A 22,957-nucleotide genomic window follows, 5' to 3' on the forward strand; every position below is an offset into this window, starting at 1 on the left:
CGATGTCGTCCTAGATCTCGTCGTGCCAGGTGCGGCCGTCGCGCTCGATCAGCGCGATAGCCTGGCTCGGACCCCAGGTGCCGGCCGTATAGCCCTGCACCTGCTGGCCGGTCGTTTCCCAACCCTTGAGGATCGGATCCACCCATCTCCATGCGGCTTCGACTTCGTCGCGGCGCATGAACAATGTCTGGTTGGAGCGGACCACATCCATCAGCAGACGCTCGTAGGCGTCGGGATTGCGGACGTTGAAGGCCTGGGCGAAGCTCATGTCGAGCGACACGTTACGCAGGCGCATGCCGCCCGGACCCGGATCCTTGATCATCAGCGACTGCTTGACGCCCTCGTCCGGCTGCAGGCGGATGATCAGCTGGTTGGCGACGATGCGCCCGGCCGCCTGGTCGAAGATCGCATGCGGGATCGGCTTGAAAGTGATGACGATCTCGGACATGCGTCCGGTCAGGCGCTTGCCGGTTCTGATGTAAAAGGGAACGCCGGCCCAGCGCCAGTTGTTGATCTCGGCCTTGATGGCGACGAAGGTTTCGGTGTTCGAAACGCCGCCTTCGAGTTCTTCGAGGTAGCCCTTGACCGGGCCGCTGCCCGATGCGCCGGCGCGGTACTGGCCGCGCACCGTCGCCTGCTCGACATTCGAGGCATTGAGCGGCTTCAGCGCCCGCAGCACCTTCAGCTTCTCGTCGCGAACGGCTTCCGAATCCATCGACGAGGGCACTTCCATCGCCGTCAGGCAGAGCAGCTGCAGAATGTGGTTCTGCACCATGTCGCGCAGCGCGCCGGCCGTATCGTAATAGCCGGCGCGGCCTTCGAGGCCGACCGATTCAGCCACGGTGATCTGCACGTGGTCGATGTAGTTGGCGTTCCACAGCGGCTCATAAAGCGCGTTGGCGAAGCGCAGCGCCATCAGGTTCTGCACCGTCTCCTTGCCGAGATAGTGGTCGATGCGGAAGATCTGCTCTTCCTTGAAGGCGCGGCCGATCATGTCGTTGAGCTGCAGTGCCGAGGCGAGGTCGCGGCCGATCGGCTTCTCGACGACGATGCGGGTCGACTTGGTGATCAGCTTGTGGTCGTGGATCTTCTGCGAAATGTCGCCGAAGATGCCGGGCGCGACCGCCAGATAGAAGGCGCGCACGCGTTCCTTGCCTTCGTCGAGCAGCTTCTTCAGCTGATCCCAGCCGGCATCGGTGCGGGCGTCGACCGAGACGTAGTAGAGGCGGGCGCAGAATTTCTCGACCTCCGCCTCGTCATATTCTCCCTTCTTCAGGTGCTCCTTCAGCGCGTCCCTGGCGAATTTGCGGTATTCCTCGTGCGTCAATGGGCTGCGCGAGGCGCCGATCACGCGGGTCGGTTCGGTAAATTGGCCTTCGATTTGGCGATGATAGAGGGCGGGCAACAATTTGCGTTCGGCAAGGTCGCCGCTGCCGCCGAAGACGACGTAATCAAAGGGCTCAACGGGAATGATCTGGCTGCTCATGAGCTTGTCTCTCAATCAGGCTGGTTGGCGGCCCTTTTAATCTAATCGATTTAAAAAAGCCAGTGTGCAGTGCAATGAATCTGTCAGGCACCGGTTTTAGAGCGAATTTCCGGAAGAGGAAATCCGCAATCGGACTAAAACTTGTCGCGAAGCGCAAACCACGACAAGGCGAGGAAAAGCAACGGCGCGCGCATGCGGGCTCCGCCGGGAAAGGCGGGAATATCGAGCGATGTGAACAGGTCGAGATCGCCGGATTTCCCAAGCACCGTTTCCGCATAGAGCTTACCACAGTAGTTTGACAGCATGACGCCATGGCCGGAATAACCGCCGATCGAGATGACCCCGGGCATGACCTCGCGCACGAAGGGCTGGCGCGGCATGGTGATGCCGACGCTGCCGCCCCAGGCATGGGTGATGTCGATGTTTTTCAGATCGGGATAGATCTCGGCGATCTGCCGGCGAATATGCTGCGAAATGTCCCGCGGATTGTCCGCCGTATAGGCTTCGCGCCCGCCGAAGAGCAGACGGCCGTCGCCGAATTTGCGGAAGTAGCGCACGACGAAGCGCGAATCGGCCACCGCCTCGCCGCCCGGCAGCACGCTGGGATGCCCGTCGAGCGGGGCCGTGGCGCCGATGAAGGAGCGGATCGGCATGATATGGCTTGCCGTCACCGGTTCGAGGCCGTCGATATAGGCGTCGCAGGCGATCAGCGCGCGCTCGGCGGTGATCACACCCCTTTCGGTTTCGATCGTCACCTTGCCGCCGCCCTGGCGGATCGCCGTTGCCCTTGTCATCTCGAAGATCGCAGCTCCGGCATTGGCGGCGACCCGCGCCAACCCCACCAGCAGCTTCAGCGGATGGATATGGCCGGTGCCGACATCGCGCACGCCGCAATGGAACCGCTTCGAGCCAAGCCGCTCCTGGGTTTCCTTCTCGTCCATGAAGCTGATATGCGGATAGTCGTAACGCAGTGCGGCAATCTCGGCATTTTCGTAATAGGCGCGTTTGTAGCTCGCCTTATGTGCGACGTTGAGCTGGCCGGGCACATAGTCGATCTCGATCTGATGTTCGCGGGCGAAATCGAGGAGATGGCGCTTGGCCGCCTCGGCAAGATTAAACAGCGCCTTAGAGCGTTCGTAGCCGATCGTCTCCTCGAGTTCTTCCGGCCACCAGCGCTGGCCGGTGCCGAGCTGACCGCCATTACGCCCGGATGCCCCGTCGCCGAAGCGGCAGGCCTCGATCAGGACCACCGAAACGCCCGATTTGGCAAGATGATAGGCGGCCTGCAGGCCGGTATAGCCGCCGCCGATGATGGCGACGTCCGATGTTATCGAACCGTCGAGAGCGGCATAGGTCGGCCGCTCCCCGACGGTTGCCTGATACCACGATAGCCCGGGCGCGATCGGGCTCTGCCACATCTCCTGCGATGCCATGGATGCTTTCCCTCACACGTTGAGCAGAAGGAATTCCCGCTCCCAGGGGCTGATCACCTGCATGAAGGTCTCGAATTCGCCACGCTTGACGCCGGCATAAAGGCCGATGAACTGCTTGCCGAATATCTCCTCGAAAGCGGGCTCGTCCTCGAGCAGCGCCACGGCTTCGAGCAGGCCGCGCGGCAGGTCGATCGAACCCTCATTGGCCGAATCCTCGGTCGGCGCCGTCGGCTCGATCTCTTTCATGATGCCGAGCAGGCCGGCGGCGAGCGAGGCGGCGAGTGCCAGATAGGGATTGGCGTCCGAGCTCGGCAACCGGTTTTCCACGCGTCGCGCCTGCGGATCGGAAACCGGAACGCGGAAGGCGGTCGTCCGGTTGTCGTAGCCCCAGGCATTGTTGACAGGGCAGGACATATCGGGCTGCAGGCGCCGGTAGGAATTCACGTAGGGCGCCAGCATCGCCATCGCGCTCGGCACGAATTTCTGCATGCCGCCGATGAAATGGAAGAACTCCTTCGAGGCCGATCCGTCCGCATTGGAGAAGATGTTCTGGCCGGTCTCGATATTGACCACCGATTGGTGGATATGCATCGCCGAACCCGGCTGGCCCTGCATCGGCTTGGCCATGAAGGTCGCATAGATGTCGTGTTTCAGCGCCGCCTCGCGGATCGTGCGCTTGAACAGGAACACCTGGTCGGCAAGCTCGATCGGATTGCCGTGGCGCAGGTTGATCTCGAGCTGCGCCGGTCCCTCCTCGTGGATCAGCGTATCGATCTCCAGCCCCTGCTTCTCCGAGAAATGGTAGACATCGTCGATCAGCTCGTCGAATTCGTTGATGCCGGCGATCGAATAACCCTGGCCGCCGAGGATCGAACGGCCGGACCGGCCTTTGGGCGGGTGCAGCGGATAATCGGGATCGTCATTCTTGGCGACGAGGTAGAATTCGATCTCGGGCGCCACGATCGGCTTCCAGCCGCGGTCATGATAGAGGCTCATGATGCGCTTCAGCACGTTGCGCGGCGTATAGGGCACTTCGCCGCCGTCCGAATCGACGATGTCGCAGATCACCTGCGCCGTCGGGTCGGTTTCCCAGGGCACGACGGACAGCGTCGAAAGGTCGGGCATCAGCTTCAGGTCGCTGTCGCGCGGCTCGTAGCGGAAGCTCTCCGTCTCGTCGGGATACTCGCCCGAAATCGTGTGCCGGTAGATCGCCGATGGCAGCGCCAGTGAGGTGTTCGAGGTGAATTTCGAGCTCGGCATCATCTTGCCGCGCGCAACGCCGGCAAGGTCCGGCGTGATGCATTCGATGTCTTCGATGCCCCTGTCCCGCAGCCACCGCGCTGCTTCCTTCCAGTTCGCAACGCCGCGCAGCGATCCGGGGTCCGGGGGAGCTTTCGTCGAGGCGGGTACGTTTCTGGCAGGCTTCAGCGTCGTCTTTTTTGGGGACATGACACACCGGTTTGCGTTGATCGTGGCGCCATCATAACCAGACTTTGCCAATTGGCGAGGGGTGCCAAACGTTGACTTTCGCCCTTTGATGGAAAAGAAGACGCTGTCTTGATCGGGGAAACGGGTTTGCAGCGCAAAAGCGACGTCATCGTCATCGGCGCCGGGGCGGCGGGCATGATGGCAGCCATCCGCGCGGGAAAACGTGGCCGTTCGGTCGTGGTTCTCGATCATGCAAGGGCGCCTGGCGAGAAGATCCGCATATCGGGCGGCGGCCGCTGCAATTTCACCAATATCCATGCCGGCCCGAAGAATTTCCTCTCCGCCAATCCGCATTTCTGCAAGTCGGCGCTCGCCCGTTTCACCCCGGCCGATTTTATCGCCATGGTCGACCGCCACGGCATTGCCTGGCATGAAAAGACGCTGGGCCAGCTTTTCTGCGACGACAGCGCCAAGGACATCATCCGCATGCTGCTGGATGAGATGCGCATGGCCGGCGCAGCGCTGCATCTCGGCGCCGAGATAAGAGGCGTCGAGAGGACGGACGCGGGCTTCCGCGTCTCGACCGGCGAGGGCGCCTATGAAGCATCGTCGCTGATCGTCGCGACCGGCGGCAAGTCGATCCCGAAGATGGGCGCCACCGGCTTTGCCTATCGCCTCGCCGAACAGTTCGGCTTGGCCGTGCTCGAAACCCGACCCGGCCTGGTGCCGCTGACGCTCGATCCCGGCCTGCTCGAGAGCATTGCGCCGCTCGCCGGCATTGCCGCCCCGGCCGAAATCCGCCACGGCAGGACCGCCTTCCGCGAAGCACTGCTGTTCACCCATCGAGGCTTAAGCGGCCCCGCCATCCTGCAGATCTCTTCCTATTGGCGCGAAGGCGACGAGATCGTCGTTGCGATCGAACCGGATATCGACATTGCGGCGCATCTGAAGCGGGCAAAGCAGCTCAATGGCCGCCAGTCGCCGCAGACGGCACTCGGCGACATCCTGCCGAAGCGGCTGGCGCAACTTCTCGTCGAGCGCGAAAAGATCTCCGGCAACATGGCCGACCTGCCTGACAAGGCGCTGCTGCGCCTGGCTGCCGGCGCCCAGAGCTTGGCCGTCAAACCGTCCGGCTCGGAAGGTTACCGCACCGCCGAAGTGACGCTCGGCGGCATCGACACGGCAGCGTTGGATTCCCGCAGCATGGAGGCAAAGGCCGTGCCCGGGCTTTATTTCATCGGCGAATGTGTCGACGTCACCGGCTGGCTCGGCGGCTATAATTTCCAATGGGCCTGGGCCTCCGGATTTGCCGCCGGTGAATGCGCTTAATACATGTCGCCCAAAAGTGCCCAGCGGCTTTGGGAGAACGACTTGCATAAGACAAAGACCAAAGCCGATTCAAGACTTCTTAAGAGAGGTGCGCCATCCTGTCTCAATTGGCGGTTTGCAAAATCGTTCCTAGATAATGCTTTACCGGCAAGCCGTTTTGTTGGATTGTTGTGTCAGAGAGAAGTGAGGTTTCGCGCATGACCAGAAACACACGACGCGCCCGCGCCATCGCAATTGCCGAGGCAAAGCCGAACGCCCGGATGGTGACCCTGCGTTATCTGATGCTTGCCGCCGGCGCCATTGCCGCCAGCCTCGCGCTGCTGCTCTCGCACTTCATCTGATCCTGTCGGTAGACCTGGAAAGAACATAGCGGCATGCTGATCGCCGCGCTGCGGCGTTGCGGCTTACAATCTGCAACTATTTCACCGCCTTGGCTTAACCCGCCATAACCGCTTATCCGAAAATTAATATCTAATCTGACACAATTGCCCGCGATTATTTGGGCATCTCCAAGTTGTTTGGACATGAACTGGCAATGACTGCCGCCTGGTCTCCGGGTTCCCCAATGTAAATTTAAGAACGGCTTGATGTGTACCCGGCTGGCGCCATGTGGCTGCCTGCGGGAGGAGTGGTGTATGAAAGGCCCGGAACGCCATGTTGATTGACAAGATTCTTTCCCGCTTCAGGATCAAGACGAAGGTTTTGATCTTCGTTCTGCCCTTCGTCGTCACCATTTCGGCGGTAGGCCTGACGGGCCTCTACGCTTCCGGACTTCTGCAGGGCCGCATGGAAATATCCAACAGCGTGCTGCAGTCGCTGAGCGGCTTCAAGGATCTCTACGGTTCGATGGACGATTTCCTGCGCGTCACCAGCCCGGAGGCACGCGAAAAGCTGACCGCGGAACTGAAGACCCAGCAGGGCGTGCTCGACCGGACGCTGAACCAGGTCGGTGAAGAGGCCGCCGGCCGCGACAGCCTTGCAGAGGCATCGCACCGCACCAAGGACATATCGGGCGTCGTCGACAAGCTCTGGGCCCTGCATGAGCAGGAACAGGCCTTGCATGAGCAGATCGATGCCGCACAGAAGAGCCTGATCAGCACCCGTTTCACGGTCTCCTACCAGGCCGAGGAATTGCAGACCGCGCTCCAGAACGACGAGGGCGCCGCCACCATCACGCTGCGCACCGCCGACCGCCTGCTGAAGGGCGGCGACTTCCTCGGCACCGTCGCCAGCGGCTACAGCAAGCCACAAACGCCGCAGGACAAGATCGCCTTCATCAACGGACAGATGCCTGCGATCATCAAAGCCCAGCGGCAGATCGCCATTTCGGTTCCGACCAACCAGAAGAACGTCATCGACGCGCTGACCGCAACCATCGACAGCATCAAGGCGATCGCCCAGCTGCCCGCTCCGACCGACGAGGACATCGCCGAACTCGGCCGTCTCGTGTCGCGCTTCCGCCAGACCTCGACCTATACGCAGCTGACGGCAACGCAGAAGATGCGCGAGGCGACTCAGCGTTTCGCCGAGCTCGAGGGCCGCATCGCCCAGACCAACTCCGTCCTTCAGGATACGCGGCGGCTGGAAAACTCCGTCTATGCGCTGCAGATCGTCCTTTCCGATTTCCTCTCCAACTCCAGCAAGGATAATCTCGTACGCCTGCAGCAGCAGGCCGGCACGCTTGGCAAGGATATGCAGGTGCTGACCACCAGCGCCAAGGGCATGGGCTTTGCCGAAGGCATATCGGGCGCGATCCAGCCGGCGCTCGACGCCATTTCCGGCGGCGGCTCGAAGATCGTCGATACGATCAGCGAGCGCGTCACCGCCTATGCCGCCGCCCGCCAGGAGCTCGACCAGATCTGGACGAAGCTGACCGATTTCGCCGAGCTGCAGAAGCAGACGGCCGGCACCGAGCGCACCCAGGCAAACAGCATCTCGGTCATGACCACCGGTCTCGGCATCCTCCTGTCGATCCTCGGCGGCATCGCCCTGGTGCTGACGCTGCAGCGCCCGATCAGCCAGATCACCGCCGCCATGCGCCGCATTGCCGAAGGGGCGCTGGAAACCAGCATCTCGGGCGAGCAGCGTCATGATGAAATCGGCGACATGGCCCGCGCGCTCGGCATCTTCAAGGAAAACGCCATCTCGAAGATTCGCATCGAGGAGCAGAGCGACGAGGAGCGTGCCGCCGCCGAACATGAGCGCCAGCGCAACGACGCCGAAAAGCACGAGATGGATCGTCAGATCGAATTTGCGGTCAACGCACTTGCCGCCGGCCTCGAACGCATGTCGCAGGGCGATATCTCGACGACGATCGAAACGCCGTTCATCGGCCGTCTCGAACAGCTGCGCCAGGATTTCAACGGTTCGATGATGCGCCTGCAGGCGACGATGAGCCAGATCCGCGACAATGTCGAACTGATCCAGGGCAACGGCAACCAGATGGCCCAGTCGGCCGAGGATCTGTCCAAGCGCACCGAGCAGCAGGCTGCCTCGCTCGAAGAGACCGCGGCCGCCGTCGACGAGATCACCGTCACGGTCCGTTCGTCGGCCGAACGCGCCAAGGATGCCGACCAGATCGTCCGCCAGGCCAAGCGCAGCGCCGACGATTCCGCGGTCGTCGTCAGCAATGCGATCGACGCGATGGGCCGCATCGAGGATGCCTCGCGCCAGATCGAGCAGATCATCGGCGTCATCGACGAGATCGCCTTCCAGACCAACCTCCTGGCGCTCAACGCCGGCATCGAGGCGGCGCGCGCCGGTGAAGCCGGCAAGGGCTTCGCGGTGGTGGCGATGGAAGTCCGCGAACTGGCCCAGCGCTCCGCAGCCGCGGCGCAGGAGATCAAGGGGCTGATCAACAAGTCGACCAACGAGGTCAATTCCGGCTCGCAGTTCGTGCAGGAGACCGGCACGGTGCTTGCCAAGATCAGCGCCCAGATCGTCACGATCAGCCAGCATGTCGAGATGATCGCCCGCGCCAGCCACGACCAGTCCAACGCGCTGCAGAGCGTCAACGCGACCGTCAACCAGATGGACCAGATGACGCAGCAGAACGCCGCCATGGTGGAAGAGACGACCGCCGCCAGCCGCGAACTGGCCGACGAGGCCGATTCGCTGCGCCGGCTGATCCAGCAGTTCAAGATCGACGGCGAGGCAGCCGCCACGCCGGTCTACCGCGCCGCCTGATCGCCGGCCGACCCCGTCTTCATGCGAACGGCCCCGGACTTTCCGGGGCCGTTGCTGTTTATGCCGAGAAATCGCGCTTCGATTGAAGAGATTTGAACGGTAGGAGAATAGCCTTGAATGTCCGCCAGTCTGTCGAGCCACAATGGTCAGAAAACGTCTAAAAACGAGACCGGCGAATATCTCCCGCAGCCCTGATTTACGGAAAATTTTCCTTAACGCTTTTGGCTTAATCTAGCCTTGGTTTATCCCGGGGGTTTTGATGCTGCGCCTTTTCTCGACGTCGATCGTACGCCAGATCGTTGCGATCACATTGTTTCTGCTGGCGATCAGCACGGCCGCTATCGTCGGCGTGACCTATTATAATTTGAGCAATCATGTCATGGACGGGGCGATCTCCGACGCGAAAGAGGCCGCCCGCGCGATGGCCGTCCTCTACGGCGCGGCCGATCAGGGCGCAAAGATCGAGCTGAAGGACAATCAGCTCTCTGCCGTGACGGAAGACGCCATTCCCGCACTTGCCGATCATTCGCTGGTCGACCGCACGGCGCAGTCGATTGCCGGTGTCGCGACCATCTTCCAAAAGCAGGGCAGCGACTACGTCCGCATATCCACGAACGTCAAGAAGGAAAACGGCGATCGTGCCGTCGGCACCAAGCTCGCAGCCGAGCACCCTGCCCAGCCGGTTCTCGCCAAGGGTGAGGCCTATTACGGCCCGGCGGTGCTTTTCGGCCGCCAGTTCATCACCGGTTACTTTCCCATCAAGAATGCATCGAACGCCAATGTCGGCATTCTCTTCATCGGCATTCCGATGGAGGTCTATTACCAGCGCCTGAATGAGCTGCAGATCCTGGTTCTCGGCATCGGCGCCATCGTCATGCTGATCGTCGGCGTTGTCGCCTTCTACGCGATCCGCCTGTCGGTGAAGCCTTTGCAGGCGTTGACTGCGAGCGTCCATTCGATCTCCGCGGGCGATCTTGAGGGCACCATCCCTTGCGTCGCCAAGAAGAACGAGTTCGGCGACATCGGCCGGGCCCTGGCGCTTTTCCGCGACAGTGCCCGGGCGCGGCGCGATCTGGAAACCCAGGCTGCCGAACAGCGCGCTCTGAGCGATGCCGAACGCGCCAGGAACGATGCCGACAAGCGCTCCCTTGACGGCCAGATCGACTTTGCCGTCAACCAGCTTGCCGCCGGCCTGGGGCGCCTGTCGCAGGGCGATGTCTCGCAGACGATCGGCACGCCTTTCGTCGGCCGGCTGGAGCAGCTGCGCGTCGATTTCAACGCCTCACTCCTGCGGCTTCAGGATACGCTCTCCGGTATCCGCGACAGCGCCTCGACGATCCAGCGCAACAGCAGCGCCGTCTCCGTCTCTGCCGGTGAGCTCTCGAAGCGCACCGAGGCGCAGGCGGCAAACCTCGAAGAGACCGCGGCCGCGGTGGAAGAAATCACCGTCACGGTTCGGTCTTCCGCCGAGCGTGCCCGTGAAGCCAACAATGTCGTGGCTGCGACCAAGAGGACGGCCGACAATTCCGGCGCCGTGGTCGGCGATGCCGTCGCCGCGATGGAGCGCATCGAAGAGGCCTCGCAGCGCATCGAGCAGATCATCGAGGTGATCGACGACATCGCCTTCCAGACCAATCTTCTGGCGTTGAATGCCGGCATCGAGGCGGCGCGCGCCGGCGAGGCGGGCAAGGGTTTTGCCGTCGTCGCCCAGGAGGTCCGCGAACTCGCCCAACGTTCGGCCGATGCGGCGCGCGAGATCAAGTCGCTGATCGAGACATCGAGCCGGGAAGTCACGGCAGGTTCCGAATTGGTCCAGAAGACCGGCAGCGTCCTTGCCTCGATCAGCCAGGAGATCATCGCCATCAGCGGCCATGTCGAGACCATCGCCACTGCGAGCCGGGATCAGTCGGCGGCGCTGCAGGAGGTCAACGGTTCCGTCAACGCCATGGACCAGATGACCCAGAAGAACGCGTCGATGGTGGCCGAGACGACGCAGGCAAGCCGCCTGCTCGCCGGCGAGGCCGATACGCTGATGGCGCTGATCGAGCGGTTCCGCATCGTCGCAGAAACCGCACCTGCTCATCTCGGGGCAAGAAGGGTCGCCTGAACCGTACGGTCGCAGCTGCCGCAGGATTGCACTGCGGCCTTGCGGGGCTTTCTCAGATAGAGATCAAGCGACGTCAGCCAGCCGCCGAAACGAATGAGGCTGTTGTCTCCGAACTCGGCATAGAATCTGTCCTCGTCTGCCCTGGAGTCGCATCGTCTGCCGGAATGTCGATATCCGATAGTGCCTGCGATGGTCATCATGTCGATCATGGCAATGTCCTTTCCTATGTCAGACATCACCTGATCTAGGCATCGAATTTCTCTTTATAAACGGGGAAAATCCCGCTATGTTTTTCACCAATGAAAAACGCAAGTTGGGATTCCTATCAGCTTTTCCTGCAGGTCGCCCGGCTCGGCGGCTTGACCGGGGCAAGCACCGCAAGCGGACTGAGCCCGGCAACCGTCGGCCGTCGCATGCTCGATCTCGAACAGGAGATCGGCCGCGCATTGTTTTCGCGCAGCCAGACCGGATATCGTCTGACACACGATGGCCAGGCGCTGCTCGATCACCTTCAGGAGATGGAGGCCGCCGCCCGCAAGGTGGCGGCGTGGCGGCAATCCGGCGAGGGCGGCACGACCGTCAGGGTCGCCGCCGGCACCTGGCTCGCCTGGCTGCTGACCGAGAATTTTACCGCAATCCGCATGCCGGGCGACGCCTTCGCCATTTCGCTGACCATCGGCGAGGCGCGGGCAAGCCTTGCCTATCGCGAGAGCGATATCGGTATTCGCGCCTTCGAGCCCGAGGAGGCCAATCTCGCCGCACGTCAGCTCGGGGAGGTGGCCTATGCCGTCTATATCAGACGCAACACTGCCGAGACCGACGAGCGCTGGATTGCGGTTGCCGAGGAGGAGGCGATATCGGCCTATCTGCGCTGGCCGCACGCCCATGCCGCGACAGGGATCGTCGCCACCGTCAATCGGCCGCGTTCGCTGCCGGATCTGGTGCGCGCCGGCGCCGGCAAGACCGTGCTTCCCTGTTTCGTCGGCGATCTCCATCCTGAATTGCAGCGGCACGGCGGCGAATTGCCGGAATTGCGCCATCGGCAATGGATCGTCATGAATGCCGAGGACCGCCATCGCCCGGAGATCCGCACGGTCGCCGACCGCATGGCCAAGCTCATCAGAAGTTATGCCGATCTCTTCGCCGGAAAACGGCCGAGCCGAGGTTAGAACATGTCGCGCCAAAGTGTGCAGCGGTTCTGCAATAACGACATGTGTAAAAACAAAGACTTAAAGCGTGGCAAGCGCATCTGAACGATCGCGACGCGCTCGAGCAAAAAGCTACGGCATCAACCGGCGCACCAGCGCCACCTGGCTGTTCACCCCGAGCTTGGAATAGATGCTCTTGAGATGCGAGCGGGCCGTCTCATAGCTGACATCATGCGTCGTGGCGGCTTCACGCAGTGAAAGCCCGTCGGCAATCGCCGAGGCGATCCGCATCTCGGCCGCCGTCAACTGGTTGCTGCGCGCTAGCGCCTCGTTGATATCGCTCCTCAGCGCCATGCCTGTGCGCTCGATGATCAGTGCGATCGTCGGACCTTCCAGGAAGGCGGTGATGAAATCCGATTGCAGCCTGACGAGCGTGCATCTGACGCTGCCGGCTTTCGTCTTGACGAGCGTCGTCGATGGTGGCGGGCTTACGGCTGAATGATGATGACGGCTCAGCATATCGAGCCGGGCGCCCAGCGCCGGATCACGGATGACGAGGTGTCCGGATGGGCCGGTGCCGACGCAGCTGCCCTCGGCGAGCATCCGCTCCGCCACTCTGTTGAGCGAGCGGATCTGCTGGTTCTCGCCGAGATAGACGATGCCGGCGCCGATCGCATCGAAGAGCGCCAGCCCGTTTTCATCATTCTCGGGATCGCGGCGATCGCGTCGTATGAAATCGAAGGCGCGTCTGAGATGCGGGGCGAGATCGCTCAGCAGGTCGGCATTCACCCGGTTGTTGTCGGGATCGGCCGAAGAGGTCAGCGTCGACAAATTGAAGGAGCGACCATTCTCCCGCATGATGGTGACGCCGACACTGCTTTCGCAGCCGATGCTGCGGACGAAGTCATTGTAGAATTCGGTCTTGATGAGATCGCTCCTCGGCAGCATCTGCTCGGCGATGACGCCGAGGCCGACCGGCCGGACAGCGGCCTTGGGCATCCACGGATTGATCCTCGCATAGTAGTGGTTATAGGCTTCGGCTTCCGTACCCTGAATGCCTGAAGCAAGCGACAGGCCGCCGGTGCGGGCGATGGCATCGTGGAAGAACAGCGTGGATTTCGCATCCGGCATCGTCCCGTTCAAAGCGTCGAGAAACGTCTGCCACGTCGTCTCGCCGAACAGGGCGGCGTAGATCAGATCGGTCAAGGCTTCGAGTTTGGGGTGCGGCGCGCCGGGCATGGGCAATTCCGTTCGAAGATGCGCCATTATGGCCCGACTAGGCGGCGGTGACAATTGCATCAAATTGTAAAGGGCGTGCAGGCGCATCGCGCCACCCGGCGCCCAAGCCCCAAATCGGGACGGGTTTTCGAAAGGAATGAGCGCCCGCGCGTCTCTCCGATGCACAGGCGCTCCGATTGGGAAATGCGGGCCGACACGGCAGCCCGCCGCTGGTCGTCTTCGTCAATGCCGGTTGGTGACGACGACCGGAATCAGCAGGTCGCCCCAGTTGCCGTCGCCGCCGTGATGACGGGCCGAGCGCACCAGTTCGACCGAGACGCCGGCCTCGACGGCTTTCATGACCGATTGGTTCAGCCGGTGCAGGTCGTTGGCGAGCATGCGGATCGTCGTCTGCTGATCCTCGCTCATGCTGGTCGTCTGCTCTTCGGCCCGTTCCCGGACGCGTGTGATGGATGCCATGATATTCTCCTCCTCTTCGGGTTATTCCGCAGCCGGCTTGAACTGCGCATGTTCAGTTGAATCGTGCATCGCGGTGGTCGAAGACCGACCGCCGGTGATGGCGAGCGACACGGCGTCGAAATAGCCGGTGCCGACCTCGCGCTGATGTTTGGTGGCGGTATAGCCGTTGACCTCGGCGGCGAATTCCGCCTGTTGCAGCTCGGAATAGGCCGACATCTGCCGCTGCCGGTAGCCGCGCGCCAGTTCGTACATGCCGAAGTTCAGCTGGTGGAAGCCGGCGAGCGTGATGAACTGGAACTTGTAGCCCATTGCGCCGAGTTCGCGCTGGAACCGTGCGATCGTCGCCTCGTCGAGGTTCTTCTTCCAGTTGAAGGAGGGCGAGCAATTATAGGCGAGCAGCTTGCCGGGGTAGACCTTGTGCACGCCTTCGGCAAAGCGCCGCGCCTGCTCGAGGTCCGGCTTCGAGGTTTCGCACCAGATGAGATCGCAATGCGGCGCATAGGCGACGGCGCGCGCGATGCAGGGCTCGATGCCGTTTCTGACCTGATAGAAGCCTTCGACCGTGCGGCCGGCATCATAGTCGACGAAGGGCTGGTCGCGCTCGTCGATGTCTGAGGTCAGCAGCTTTGCCGCCTCCGCGTCGGTGCGGGCGATGACCAGCGTCGCAACGCCCATGACGTCGGCGGCAAGCCGAGCGGCATCGAGATTGCGGATATGAGCGGCCGTCGGGATCAGCACCTTGCCGCCGAGATGGCCGCATTTCTTCTCCGAAGCGAGCTGGTCCTCGAAATGAACGCCGGCGGCACCCGCCTCGATATAGGCCTTCATGATTTCGAAGGCGTTGAGCGGTCCGCCGAAGCCCGCTTCCGCATCGGCAACGATCGGGGCGAACCAGGTCTCGACGGAAAGTCCCTGGGCTTCCGCGGTCTCGATCTGATCGGCGCGCTGCAGCGTGCGGTTGATGCGCTTGGCAAGCTCCGGACCGGCATTGGCCGGATAGAGGGACTGGTCGGGATACATCGCCGATGCCGTATTGGCGTCGGCCGCCACCTGCCAGCCGGAGAGATAGATCGCCTTCAGCCCGGCGCGCACCATCTGCATGGCCTGATTGCCGGAAAGTGCGCCGAGCGCATTGACGAAATCCTCCTGGTGAATGAGCCGCCACAACCGGTCCGCCCCCATTTCGGCCAGCGTATGGCGCAGCGCCACCGAGCCCCTGAGCCGCTGCACGTCGTCGGCCGAGTAGGGTCTCTCAATGCCGTCGAAACGATTAGCTGATGCGTTTGGGACAAGTTTGTAAAAATCGGTCATGCTGCTCTCCTCACTAAAAGCCGATAAAGGGTGGTGCATGACAAGATTGACAATATGAGCCGCTATGACCAGAAAAACCTTTGATTTCCTGCTCGGAAAGAGGTTAAGATGACGAGGATTGACAGAGCGGCGCTGTGAATTTGTAAAATTTTGTAAACACTGCGCTCCTAGCCTGTCAAAGGGTGTGACATGGCGGAACGGAAGATATTCGCAGGCCCGAAAGTCAGGCGCATCCGCAATGCGCTGGCGCTGACGCAGACCGCCATGGCCGAGGCGCTGGAAATATCGCCGTCCTACCTGAACCTGATCGAGCGCAACCAGCGGCCGTTGACGGTGCAACTCCTCCTCAAGCTTGCAAGCGTCTACAGGGTCGATCTGGAGGAATTGCGGGGGCAGACCGGCGGCAGTCTCGACCAGCTCAAGGAGATCTTTGCCGATCCGCTGCTGTCGGGCGAGCTGCCGGGTGATCAGGAATTGGTGGAGGTAGCCGAGGCAGCACCCAATGCCGCGAGCGGCATGATCAAGCTCTACCGCGCCTATCGCGAGCAGGCGGCAAGGCTGTCCGATCTGACGGCGCTGATGGCCGCCGAGGGGCACGCGCCGGTCGCCGCCGGCCGGTTGCCGCTGGACGAGGTGCGCGAGACGCTGGAGCGCAGGTCCGGCTATTTCGGACGGATCGAGACGGCGGCAGAAACCTTTGCCGCAACGCTCCCCGGTGGCCTCGATCTTGCCGCCGGGCTGAAGGATTGGTTGCGTTCCGAGCGCGGCATCGCGGTGCGCGTCCTGCCCGTCCACGTCATGCCGGATCTGCGCCGCCGTTTCGATCGCCATTCGATGCGGCTTTTCATCTCCGAGCGGCTGTCGCCGGCTGACCGGGCGCATGAGATATCAATCGAGGCGGCAACTCTGGCACTGCTGCCGGCAATCGATGCCGAGCTCGACGATATCCCGCTCTCCTCCGCCGAGGCGCGCCGCATCGCCCGCTTCGAGCTTGCCCGCATCGCGGCCTTAGCGTTGGCAATGCCCTACGAGGCTTTCCTATCGGCGGCGAAGGCGACGCGTTACGATATCGATATTCTGCGCGCGCGCTTCGGCGTCTCCTTCGGTCATGCCGCCGCGCGCCTTGCCATGCTGCAGCGCCCCGGGGCGGCGGCCATTCCCTTCTTCCTGATCGAGATCGATGCCGCAGGCCACCGGCTGCGCCGGGCGGGCGCCCAGGGCTTTCCGCAGGCCCGGTTCGGCGGCGGCTGTCCGAAGCTCAATATCCACGCCGCCTTCCTGCAGCCGGGCCAGATCCTCGCCGAAACCGTAGTCATGCCGGATGGCGCATCCTTCTTGACGGTCGCCCGCACTCTGGAGGGACCGAGTGTCGAATTCGGCGAAAGGCTAAGGCGCACCGCGATCCTGATCGGCTGCGACGCTCCCCTTGGCGGAGGTGTGGTCTACGGGCAGGCGATGGCGCTCGATCCGGTCGCGATCGGTCCGGCCTGTCGCCTTTGCGAGCGACGCGGCTGCCTTTCCCGGGCTGAGCCGCCGGTGACCAGACCGCTTGGGCTCGACGAGATGGTGGCAGGGCTCAGCGCCTTCGACTTCCAGTGATGTGAAATCGTTGAGGGCGCTGGATTTTGCGCTTGTGGGCTGTGAAATTCCTTCTTAGTCTGCGTGGAAAACCAGAGGGAAAAGATGTCCGGTGATGCGGAATCTTTGAACAAACAGGAGAAGTTATGAGGTCAACCATCCTATGCGTGACGGCCGCCGCCGTTACCGCACTCCTTGCTGCCGCTCCGGCCTTTTCGCAGGAGCGCGTGGTCAACGTCTACAACTGGTCGGATTATATCGACAGTTCCATCCTCGAGGATTTCACCAAGGAAACCGGCATCAAGGTCGTCTACGACACTTTCGATTCTAACGAGACGCTGGAAACCAAGCTCTTGGCTGGTGGTTCGGGTTATGACGTCGTCGTCCCCACCGTATCCTTCATGCAGCGCCAGATCGCCGCCGGCGTCTACCAGAAACTCGACAAGTCGAAGCTGCCGAACCTGGTCAACATGTGGGACGTCATCATGAAGGGCGTGGCGTCCTTCGACCCCGGCAATGAATACAGCGTCGACTACATGTGGGGCACGACGGGCATCGGCTATAATGTCGACAAGGTCAAAGCCGCCCTCGGCACCGACGAAAAGCCCAATTGGGACGCGTTGTTCGATCCGGCGAAAGCGGCCAAACTCAAGGATTGCGGCATCTATATGCTGGATTCCCCAACCGACGTCGTGCCCTCGGCGCTCGCCTATCTCGGGCTCAATCCGAACAGTACCGATCCCGCCGATCTCAAGAAGGCGCAGGAGGTTCTCACGGCCGTCCGCCCGTTCGTCCGCAAGTTCCATTCTTCCGAATATATCAGCGCGCTGGCGAACGGCGATATCTGCATTGCGCTCGGTTATTCCGGCGATATGTTCCAGGCTCGCGACCGTGCTAAGGAAGCCAATGCCGGCGTGAAGGTCGACTACTCGGTCCCGTCGCAAGGCGCCCAGATCTTCTTCGACGTCTTCGGCATTCCGAAGGATGCGCCGCATGTCGCCGAAGCCCATGAATTCATCAACTACATGATGAAGCCGGAAGTGATCGCCAAGGCCTCGAACTTCGTCTTCTACGCCAACGGTAACAAGGCGTCGCAGCAGTTCCTCGACAAGGAGGTCCTCGACGATACGGCGATCTACCCGACGCCGGAGGTAATGGCGAAACTCTTCACCGTTCCGCCGCTCGATCCGAAGACGCAGCGGATCGTGACGCGGCTATGGACCACCGTGGTCACCGGCCAATGATAGAATAACGGCCCGGACGGAAACGTCCGGGTCTTTTTTTGACGATCCCGGCTGGGTGAAACCGGGAGCAAAAGCCAAGAATAAAAGCAAAGAATGCATTTTCGGGGAACAATATGAAGTCTCTAGGCAATATTCGCCGCTCTTTCGCACCTTGGACCGATCCGTCCGCCAAGCCCTTCATATCCATCAAGAACGTCACCAAGCGTTTCGGTGATTTCACCGCCGTCGATAACCTGTCGCTCGATATTTATCACCGCGAGTTCTTCGCGCTGCTCGGCGCTTCCGGCTGCGGCAAGTCGACGCTTCTGCGCATGCTCGCCGGCTTCGAGCAGCCGACCTTGGGCGAAATCGTCCTCGATGGCACCGATATGGCCGGTACGCCGCCCTATCGGCGCCCCGTCAACATGATGTTCCAGTCCTATGCGCTTTTCCCGCACATGACGGTCGAGAAGAACATCGCCTTCGGCCTGAAACAGGACGGCATGGCGAAGGACGAGATGACTGACCGCGTCTTGCAGATGTTGAAGCTCGTCAAGCTGGAGCAGTTCGCCTCCCGCAAACCGAACCAGCTTTCCGGTGGCCAGCGCCAGCGTGTGGCGCTGGCCCGCTCGCTCGCCAAGCGCCCCAAGGTGCTGCTGCTCGACGAACCGCTCGGCGCGCTCGACAAGAAGCTGCGCGAGGAAACCCAGTTCGAGTTGATGGACCTGCAGCAGAATCTTGGACTTACCTTCGTCGTCGTCACCCACGACCAGGAAGAGGCGATGACCATGGCAGACCGTATCGCCGTCATGAGCCACGGCAAGGTGGTGCAGGTGGCGACGCCGGCCGAGATCTACGAAGCGCCGAATTGCCGTTTCGTCGCAGATTTCATCGGCGACGTGAACATTTTCGACGGCAAGGTCGCCTCATCGGGCAACGGCACCGTCGAGATATCAGTCGACAGCGGCTTCAGCGTGCGTGTCGCCGCTTCCGAAACACCTTCTGCAGGCAGCGCCGTCGGCTTCGCCATCCGGCCGGAGAAGATGCGGGTCGGGCGCACGGCTCCCGCCAACGCGTCCGTCAACGCCGCCAAAGGCGAACTCTGGGATATCGCCTATCTCGGCGACATGACCGTCTTCCATGTAAAATTGCAGAGCGGCAATATCGTCAAGGCCTCGTCCCTCAATGCGCAGCGCTCCGTCGACGACCCCTTCACCTACGATCAGGAAGTCTGGGTCTCCTTCGACGAGAATGCCGGCGTCCTGCTGAAGGATTGACGTCATGGGCAAGCTCACCTCCGGCCTCTACAATCGCCTCGTCATCGTCATCCCTTACGCCTGGCTGCTGCTCTTCTTCCTGGCGCCCTTCTTCATCGTCTTCCGCATTTCGATGTCGACGACGGCGATCGCCATGCCGCCCTATGAGCCTGTCTTCTCCTTGGCCGACGGCTGGGCCGGCCTCTTAAGTAAGATCGGCGAATTCTCCTTCGACAATTACACCTACCTGACCGACGACCCGCTCTATTTCAACGCCTATGTGTCGAGTGTGGTGATCGCCGCGATCTCCACCCTCCTGACGCTGCTGATCGCCTATCCGATCGCCTACGGCATGGCGCAGGCGCCACGTGGCCTGCGGCCGACGCTGGTCATGCTTGTCATCCTGCCCTTCTGGACGAGCTTCCTGATCCGCGTCTACGCCTGGATCGCCATCCTCAAGCCGGAGGGCCTGTTCAACCAGCTGCTGCTGTCGCTGCACCTGATCGATGCGCCGCTGATCATCCTCAACACCAATACCGCCGTCTATATCGGCATCGTCTATTCCTATCTCCCCTTCATGGTGCTGCCGCTTTATTCGGCGCTCGAGAAGATGGACGGCACGCTGATCGAGGCAGCGCAGGATCTCGGCTGCCCGCCGATCACCGCCTTCTGGCGCGTCACCTTCCCGCTGTCGATCCCCGGCGTGGTGGCCGGCTGCATGCTGGTCTTTATCCCGGCCGTTGGCGAATTCGTCATCCCCGATCTGCTCGGCGGGTCGCAGACGCTGATGATCGGCAAGACGCTGTGGAACGAGTTCAATTCCAATCGCGACTGGCCGGTCTCCTCGGCGGTGGCGACCATCCTGTTGCTGATCCTGGTCATCCCGATCGTCTTCTTCCAGAATGTCCAGGCCAAAGCCGAAGAGCGGGGGAAATAAACCATGCTGAAATGGACCCGTTTCAATATCGTCTCCGTCACGCTCGGCTTTGCCTTCCTCTATCTGCCGATCGTGCTTCTCGTCATTTTCTCCTTCAACGAATCCAAACTCGTAACCGTCTGGGGCGGCTTCTCGACGAAATGGTATGTCTCGTTGATGAGCAATCAGGCCTTGCTCGACGCTGCTTGGGTGACGCTGCGCGTCGGACTGCTGTCGGCAACATTTGCAACCATCCTCGGCACGATGGCGGCGCTGACATTGGTGCGTTACACCCGCTTTCGCGGCCGCATGCTTTTTTCGGGCATGGTCTATGCACCGCTCGTCATGCCGGAGGTCATCACCGGCCTGTCATTGCTGCTGCTCTTTGTGGCGATCGGTCTCGACCGTGGCTTCTGGACGATCACGCTCGCACATACGACGCTGACCATGTGCTTTGTCGCCGTCGTCGTCCAGTCGCGCCTGCTGAGTTTCGATCATTCGATCGAGGAAGCGGCGCAGGATCTCGGCGCGCCGCCGGTGCGCACTTTCTTCGAGATCACCCTGCCGATCATCGCGCCCGCCGTGCTCTCCGGCTGGATCCTTGCCTTCACCCTGTCGCTCGACGATCTGGTGATTGCGAGCTTCACCTCGGGGCCGGGCGCCACCACGCTGCCGATGAGGATTTACAGCCAGGTCCGCCTCGGTGTGACGCCCGAGATCAATGCGGTGTGCACGATCCTGATCGGCGTCGTCGCCTTCGGCGTCATCTGCGCCTCGATCATCACCAAGCGCCGCGAAACACAGCGCCAGAGGGATGAGCGTGCCGCTGCGGCCGGCGCGTGAGCTGAAATTGCGTGAAACAAAAGACGAAGCGCTTCCGTTTTTCGAAGAAAACGGAAATGCTCTATTGCGCGTGCGGCGTATTGCCGAAAAGCGGCACTGGCGAGATCACCGGGTTGGGCCATGAACCGCCGACGAAGAACGGTAGCAGCGGCAGCTCTGCCGCCTTGGCCGGATCGGTTGCCTCCAGCGATCCGGAAAGCGCCAGCCCGTTCGACTGATAGGTAATGACGCCGGAAAGCGTCAGCGTCTCCGTGGCGCCGGCAATATGGGCGTCGTGCATCTCGGCGGTGCCGTTGGCGAAATCGGCCTGCAGGTTCAGCTGGTTGAAGGTGAAGGCGCCGCCTGCCGCCGCGCTCAGCGGAAAGAACGGCTTTTCGGCTGCCTGCGTGCGGAGCGCTGCGGCATCGATGCCGGGGATCGTGCCTTGCTTCGTCCAGAAGCGCAGCTTGCCGGTGACGTCGGCAAGGCCGGTCGTCCATATCGCCTTCGGCGACCGGAGGTCGAGATCGAGCGATCCTGTCGCCAGCGGCAGCGGACCTTTCAGCTGCAGGCGCTCGGCAAGAGCTGCGAAGTCGGCATCGCGGATCGACAGCTGCAGCTTGCCGCCACCGTCGAAGTCGCGCTGCGTCGCTTCCAGATGCGCGGTCATCTCGCCGCCTTCGAACTGGCTGTCGCCAATATCGAATTTCGCCTCGCCGCCGGCCACGATCATGCTGGCGCCGACATCGGAAAGCTCGAAGAGACCCATTTGCGCGCGCCGTGCCGAAAGCCTGACGTCGACATCGAGCATCTGCAGCGGCCCAGTGATGCCGGCGGAGATTTCTTCTGCCTCTCCGGCTGCGAGCCTGAGCGCGAAGGCATCGAGGAAGGGCTTGAGGTTCATCTGGTCGAAAGCGAGCGTGCCGCCGATCTTCGGCCGTTTGCCGGGCTGGGTGAAGAGATCCATCACCCCGGTGGCGCTCGCTTCGTTCAGGGAGAGGCTGAGATTGTTGAAGCGCAGCCCGCTGCCCGACGACATGATGTCGGATTCCAGCGAGGCGCTCTTCAGCGTCCCGATGCCCGGGACAGATTCGCCCGACCATGCCAGAAGGGCCGGCACATCGGGGATGCTGGCGGTGACATTGCCGGAAAGGGCCGAAAGGTTGGCGATGCTGGCAACGCCCTGGAAATGCGCCGTCAGCAGGTTTGACGTGAGCGACGTCCGTGCCTCGGCATTCCGGCCGGCAAAGGCGAGCAGCGGCTGGCGCGAGGCGAAATCGATCTTCAGGTCCTGGCCGTTGATGCGGGCGATGATGACCGCCGAGATCGCGCCGGACAGTCTCGGCCAAGCGATATCTGCGGTGACGCTGTCGAAATGAAAGGCCTTGGCGCTCTTGATGTCGGTGACCACAAGCGTGCCATCCTCGACGGTCAACGCGCCGATCTCGGCATCGAGATCGGGATCGAGCACCTCCGCTCCGTTCTCGTAGCGCACGCCGCTGATCGCGCGTGCGAGCAGGCCGGCATAACTCCAGTCGATCAGCCCCTTCTCGTCGCGCGTCAGCGCCAGGCTGGGGCGCAGCAGGTGGAATTCGTGGAAACTCGTCCGGCCGCGGAGCGCGTCGATGAGGCTGAAATCGGCCGACAGGCTTTCAATGCTGCCGAGCAGCTTGTCGCCGCTTTCGCGCGGCTGGCGGATGGTGACCTGGTTCAGCGTGATGCGCGGCGTCGGCCAGAATTCGAGAACCGGACTGCCCTTGATCTCGGCATGGTAGCCCGTCCATTTCGACAGCGCGTCCTCGATGCCGGAGCGCACGAAGCCGGTGGAAATGAGATAGGGGGCGGCGACCCGCAGCGCCACGAAAAGCGCCAGCGCGATCAGCAGGAATACCGTCGAAACACGGGCGAAGGCCGGAAGCCAGCGCGAAACGGGTCCGATCTTCCTGCGCCACCTGCGATGTCTTGACGTGCTCATGATCTCCGCCGGCAATGCAGCCGGTCATCCCGTTATGCGCTGGTTTCGGCGGATATAGGAA

18 protein-coding genes are annotated in these 22,957 nt (G+C 62.1%); 10 read left to right on the top strand and 8 right to left on the bottom strand.

Annotated elements, in window-relative coordinates:
- Positions 1-10: 10 nt before the first annotated feature.
- From zwf to EEQ99_RS25125, 3 genes are all read right to left on the bottom strand, one after another.
- Positions 11-1,486, bottom strand: a complete 1,476-nt coding sequence (zwf, locus tag EEQ99_RS25115; protein WP_127431243.1) for a glucose-6-phosphate dehydrogenase — start codon at positions 1,484-1,486, stop codon at positions 11-13.
- Between the two features lie 134 nt (positions 1,487-1,620).
- On the bottom strand, positions 1,621-2,919 hold the full coding sequence (locus tag EEQ99_RS25120) for an NAD(P)/FAD-dependent oxidoreductase (protein WP_097622989.1): 1,299 nt from the start codon (positions 2,917-2,919) through the stop codon (positions 1,621-1,623).
- A 12-nt stretch (positions 2,920-2,931) separates the two neighbouring features.
- Positions 2,932-4,368, bottom strand: a complete 1,437-nt coding sequence (locus tag EEQ99_RS25125; protein ID WP_047613636.1) for a glutamine synthetase family protein — start codon at positions 4,366-4,368, stop codon at positions 2,932-2,934.
- 108 nt (positions 4,369-4,476) lie between these two features.
- Between EEQ99_RS25125 and EEQ99_RS25130 the strand changes: the two genes are divergently transcribed.
- The 4 genes from EEQ99_RS25130 to EEQ99_RS25140 all read left to right on the top strand — a co-directional run bounded on the left by EEQ99_RS25130 (position 4,477) and on the right by EEQ99_RS25140 (position 10,969).
- Positions 4,477-5,676: a BaiN/RdsA family NAD(P)/FAD-dependent oxidoreductase gene (locus tag EEQ99_RS25130; RefSeq protein WP_127431244.1), complete on the top strand. Its 1,200-nt coding sequence runs from the start codon at positions 4,477-4,479 to the stop codon at positions 5,674-5,676.
- Positions 5,677-5,873: 197 nt separating this feature from the next.
- A complete protein-coding gene (locus tag EEQ99_RS34745; protein ID WP_164735967.1) occupies positions 5,874-6,017 on the top strand; it encodes a hypothetical protein in 144 nt (47 codons plus the stop codon).
- 313 nt (positions 6,018-6,330) lie between these two features.
- The gene (locus EEQ99_RS25135) at positions 6,331-8,862 is read left to right on the top strand and encodes a methyl-accepting chemotaxis protein (RefSeq protein WP_127431245.1); all 2,532 of its coding nucleotides are present in this window, start codon (positions 6,331-6,333) and stop codon (positions 8,860-8,862) included.
- A gap of 259 nt (positions 8,863-9,121) precedes the next feature.
- Positions 9,122-10,969: a methyl-accepting chemotaxis protein gene (locus EEQ99_RS25140; RefSeq protein ID WP_047615241.1), complete on the top strand. Its 1,848-nt coding sequence runs from the start codon at positions 9,122-9,124 to the stop codon at positions 10,967-10,969.
- Here the strand turns inward: EEQ99_RS25140 and EEQ99_RS25145 are convergent.
- A complete protein-coding gene (locus tag EEQ99_RS25145) occupies positions 10,942-11,178 on the bottom strand; it encodes a hypothetical protein (RefSeq protein ID WP_127431276.1) in 237 nt (78 codons plus the stop codon). The two genes, EEQ99_RS25140 and EEQ99_RS25145, sit on opposite strands and share 28 nt — an antisense overlap.
- Positions 11,179-11,268: 90 nt before the next feature.
- On the opposite strand from EEQ99_RS25145, the gene EEQ99_RS25150 reads away from it, so the two are divergent.
- Complete coding sequence (locus EEQ99_RS25150) at positions 11,269-12,138, top strand: LysR family transcriptional regulator (protein WP_127431246.1); 870 nt, start codon at positions 11,269-11,271, stop codon at positions 12,136-12,138.
- Positions 12,139-12,249: 111 nt separating this feature from the next.
- Here the strand turns inward: EEQ99_RS25150 and EEQ99_RS25155 are convergent, their stop codons facing one another.
- From EEQ99_RS25155 to aceA, 3 genes are all read right to left on the bottom strand, one after another.
- On the bottom strand, positions 12,250-13,356 hold the full coding sequence (locus EEQ99_RS25155) for a helix-turn-helix transcriptional regulator (protein WP_063476350.1): 1,107 nt from the start codon (positions 13,354-13,356) through the stop codon (positions 12,250-12,252).
- A 222-nt stretch (positions 13,357-13,578) separates the two neighbouring features.
- Positions 13,579-13,815: an SMc00767 family acetate metabolism repressor gene (locus EEQ99_RS25160; RefSeq protein WP_029868006.1), complete on the bottom strand. Its 237-nt coding sequence runs from the start codon at positions 13,813-13,815 to the stop codon at positions 13,579-13,581.
- A gap of 21 nt (positions 13,816-13,836) precedes the next feature.
- Complete coding sequence (aceA, locus tag EEQ99_RS25165; protein ID WP_063476351.1) at positions 13,837-15,126, bottom strand: isocitrate lyase; 1,290 nt, start codon at positions 15,124-15,126, stop codon at positions 13,837-13,839.
- Between the two features lie 189 nt (positions 15,127-15,315).
- On the opposite strand from aceA, the gene EEQ99_RS25170 reads away from it, so the two are divergent.
- From EEQ99_RS25170 to EEQ99_RS25190, 5 genes are all read left to right on the top strand, one after another.
- Positions 15,316-16,725: a helix-turn-helix domain-containing protein gene (locus EEQ99_RS25170; protein WP_127431247.1), complete on the top strand. Its 1,410-nt coding sequence runs from the start codon at positions 15,316-15,318 to the stop codon at positions 16,723-16,725.
- A gap of 125 nt (positions 16,726-16,850) precedes the next feature.
- Positions 16,851-17,948 (top strand): polyamine ABC transporter substrate-binding protein, encoded by a 1,098-nt coding sequence (locus EEQ99_RS25175; protein ID WP_029868003.1) that lies wholly within the window; start codon positions 16,851-16,853, stop codon positions 17,946-17,948.
- A gap of 113 nt (positions 17,949-18,061) precedes the next feature.
- The gene (locus EEQ99_RS25180) at positions 18,062-19,204 is read left to right on the top strand and encodes an ABC transporter ATP-binding protein (RefSeq protein ID WP_063476353.1); all 1,143 of its coding nucleotides are present in this window, start codon (positions 18,062-18,064) and stop codon (positions 19,202-19,204) included.
- A gap of 4 nt (positions 19,205-19,208) precedes the next feature.
- A complete protein-coding gene (locus tag EEQ99_RS25185; protein WP_047613649.1) occupies positions 19,209-20,120 on the top strand; it encodes an ABC transporter permease subunit in 912 nt (303 codons plus the stop codon).
- A 3-nt stretch (positions 20,121-20,123) separates the two neighbouring features.
- The gene (locus tag EEQ99_RS25190) at positions 20,124-20,942 is read left to right on the top strand and encodes an ABC transporter permease (RefSeq protein WP_018244860.1); all 819 of its coding nucleotides are present in this window, start codon (positions 20,124-20,126) and stop codon (positions 20,940-20,942) included.
- Positions 20,943-21,003: 61 nt separating this feature from the next.
- Here the strand turns inward: EEQ99_RS25190 and EEQ99_RS25195 are convergent, their stop codons facing one another.
- Complete coding sequence (locus tag EEQ99_RS25195) at positions 21,004-22,896, bottom strand: AsmA family protein (protein ID WP_127431248.1); 1,893 nt, start codon at positions 22,894-22,896, stop codon at positions 21,004-21,006.
- Positions 22,897-22,957 lie beyond the last annotated feature (61 nt).

It is taken from the genome of Rhizobium anhuiense, from assembly GCF_003985145.1.
Lineage (GTDB): Bacteria > Pseudomonadota > Alphaproteobacteria > Rhizobiales > Rhizobiaceae > Rhizobium > Rhizobium anhuiense.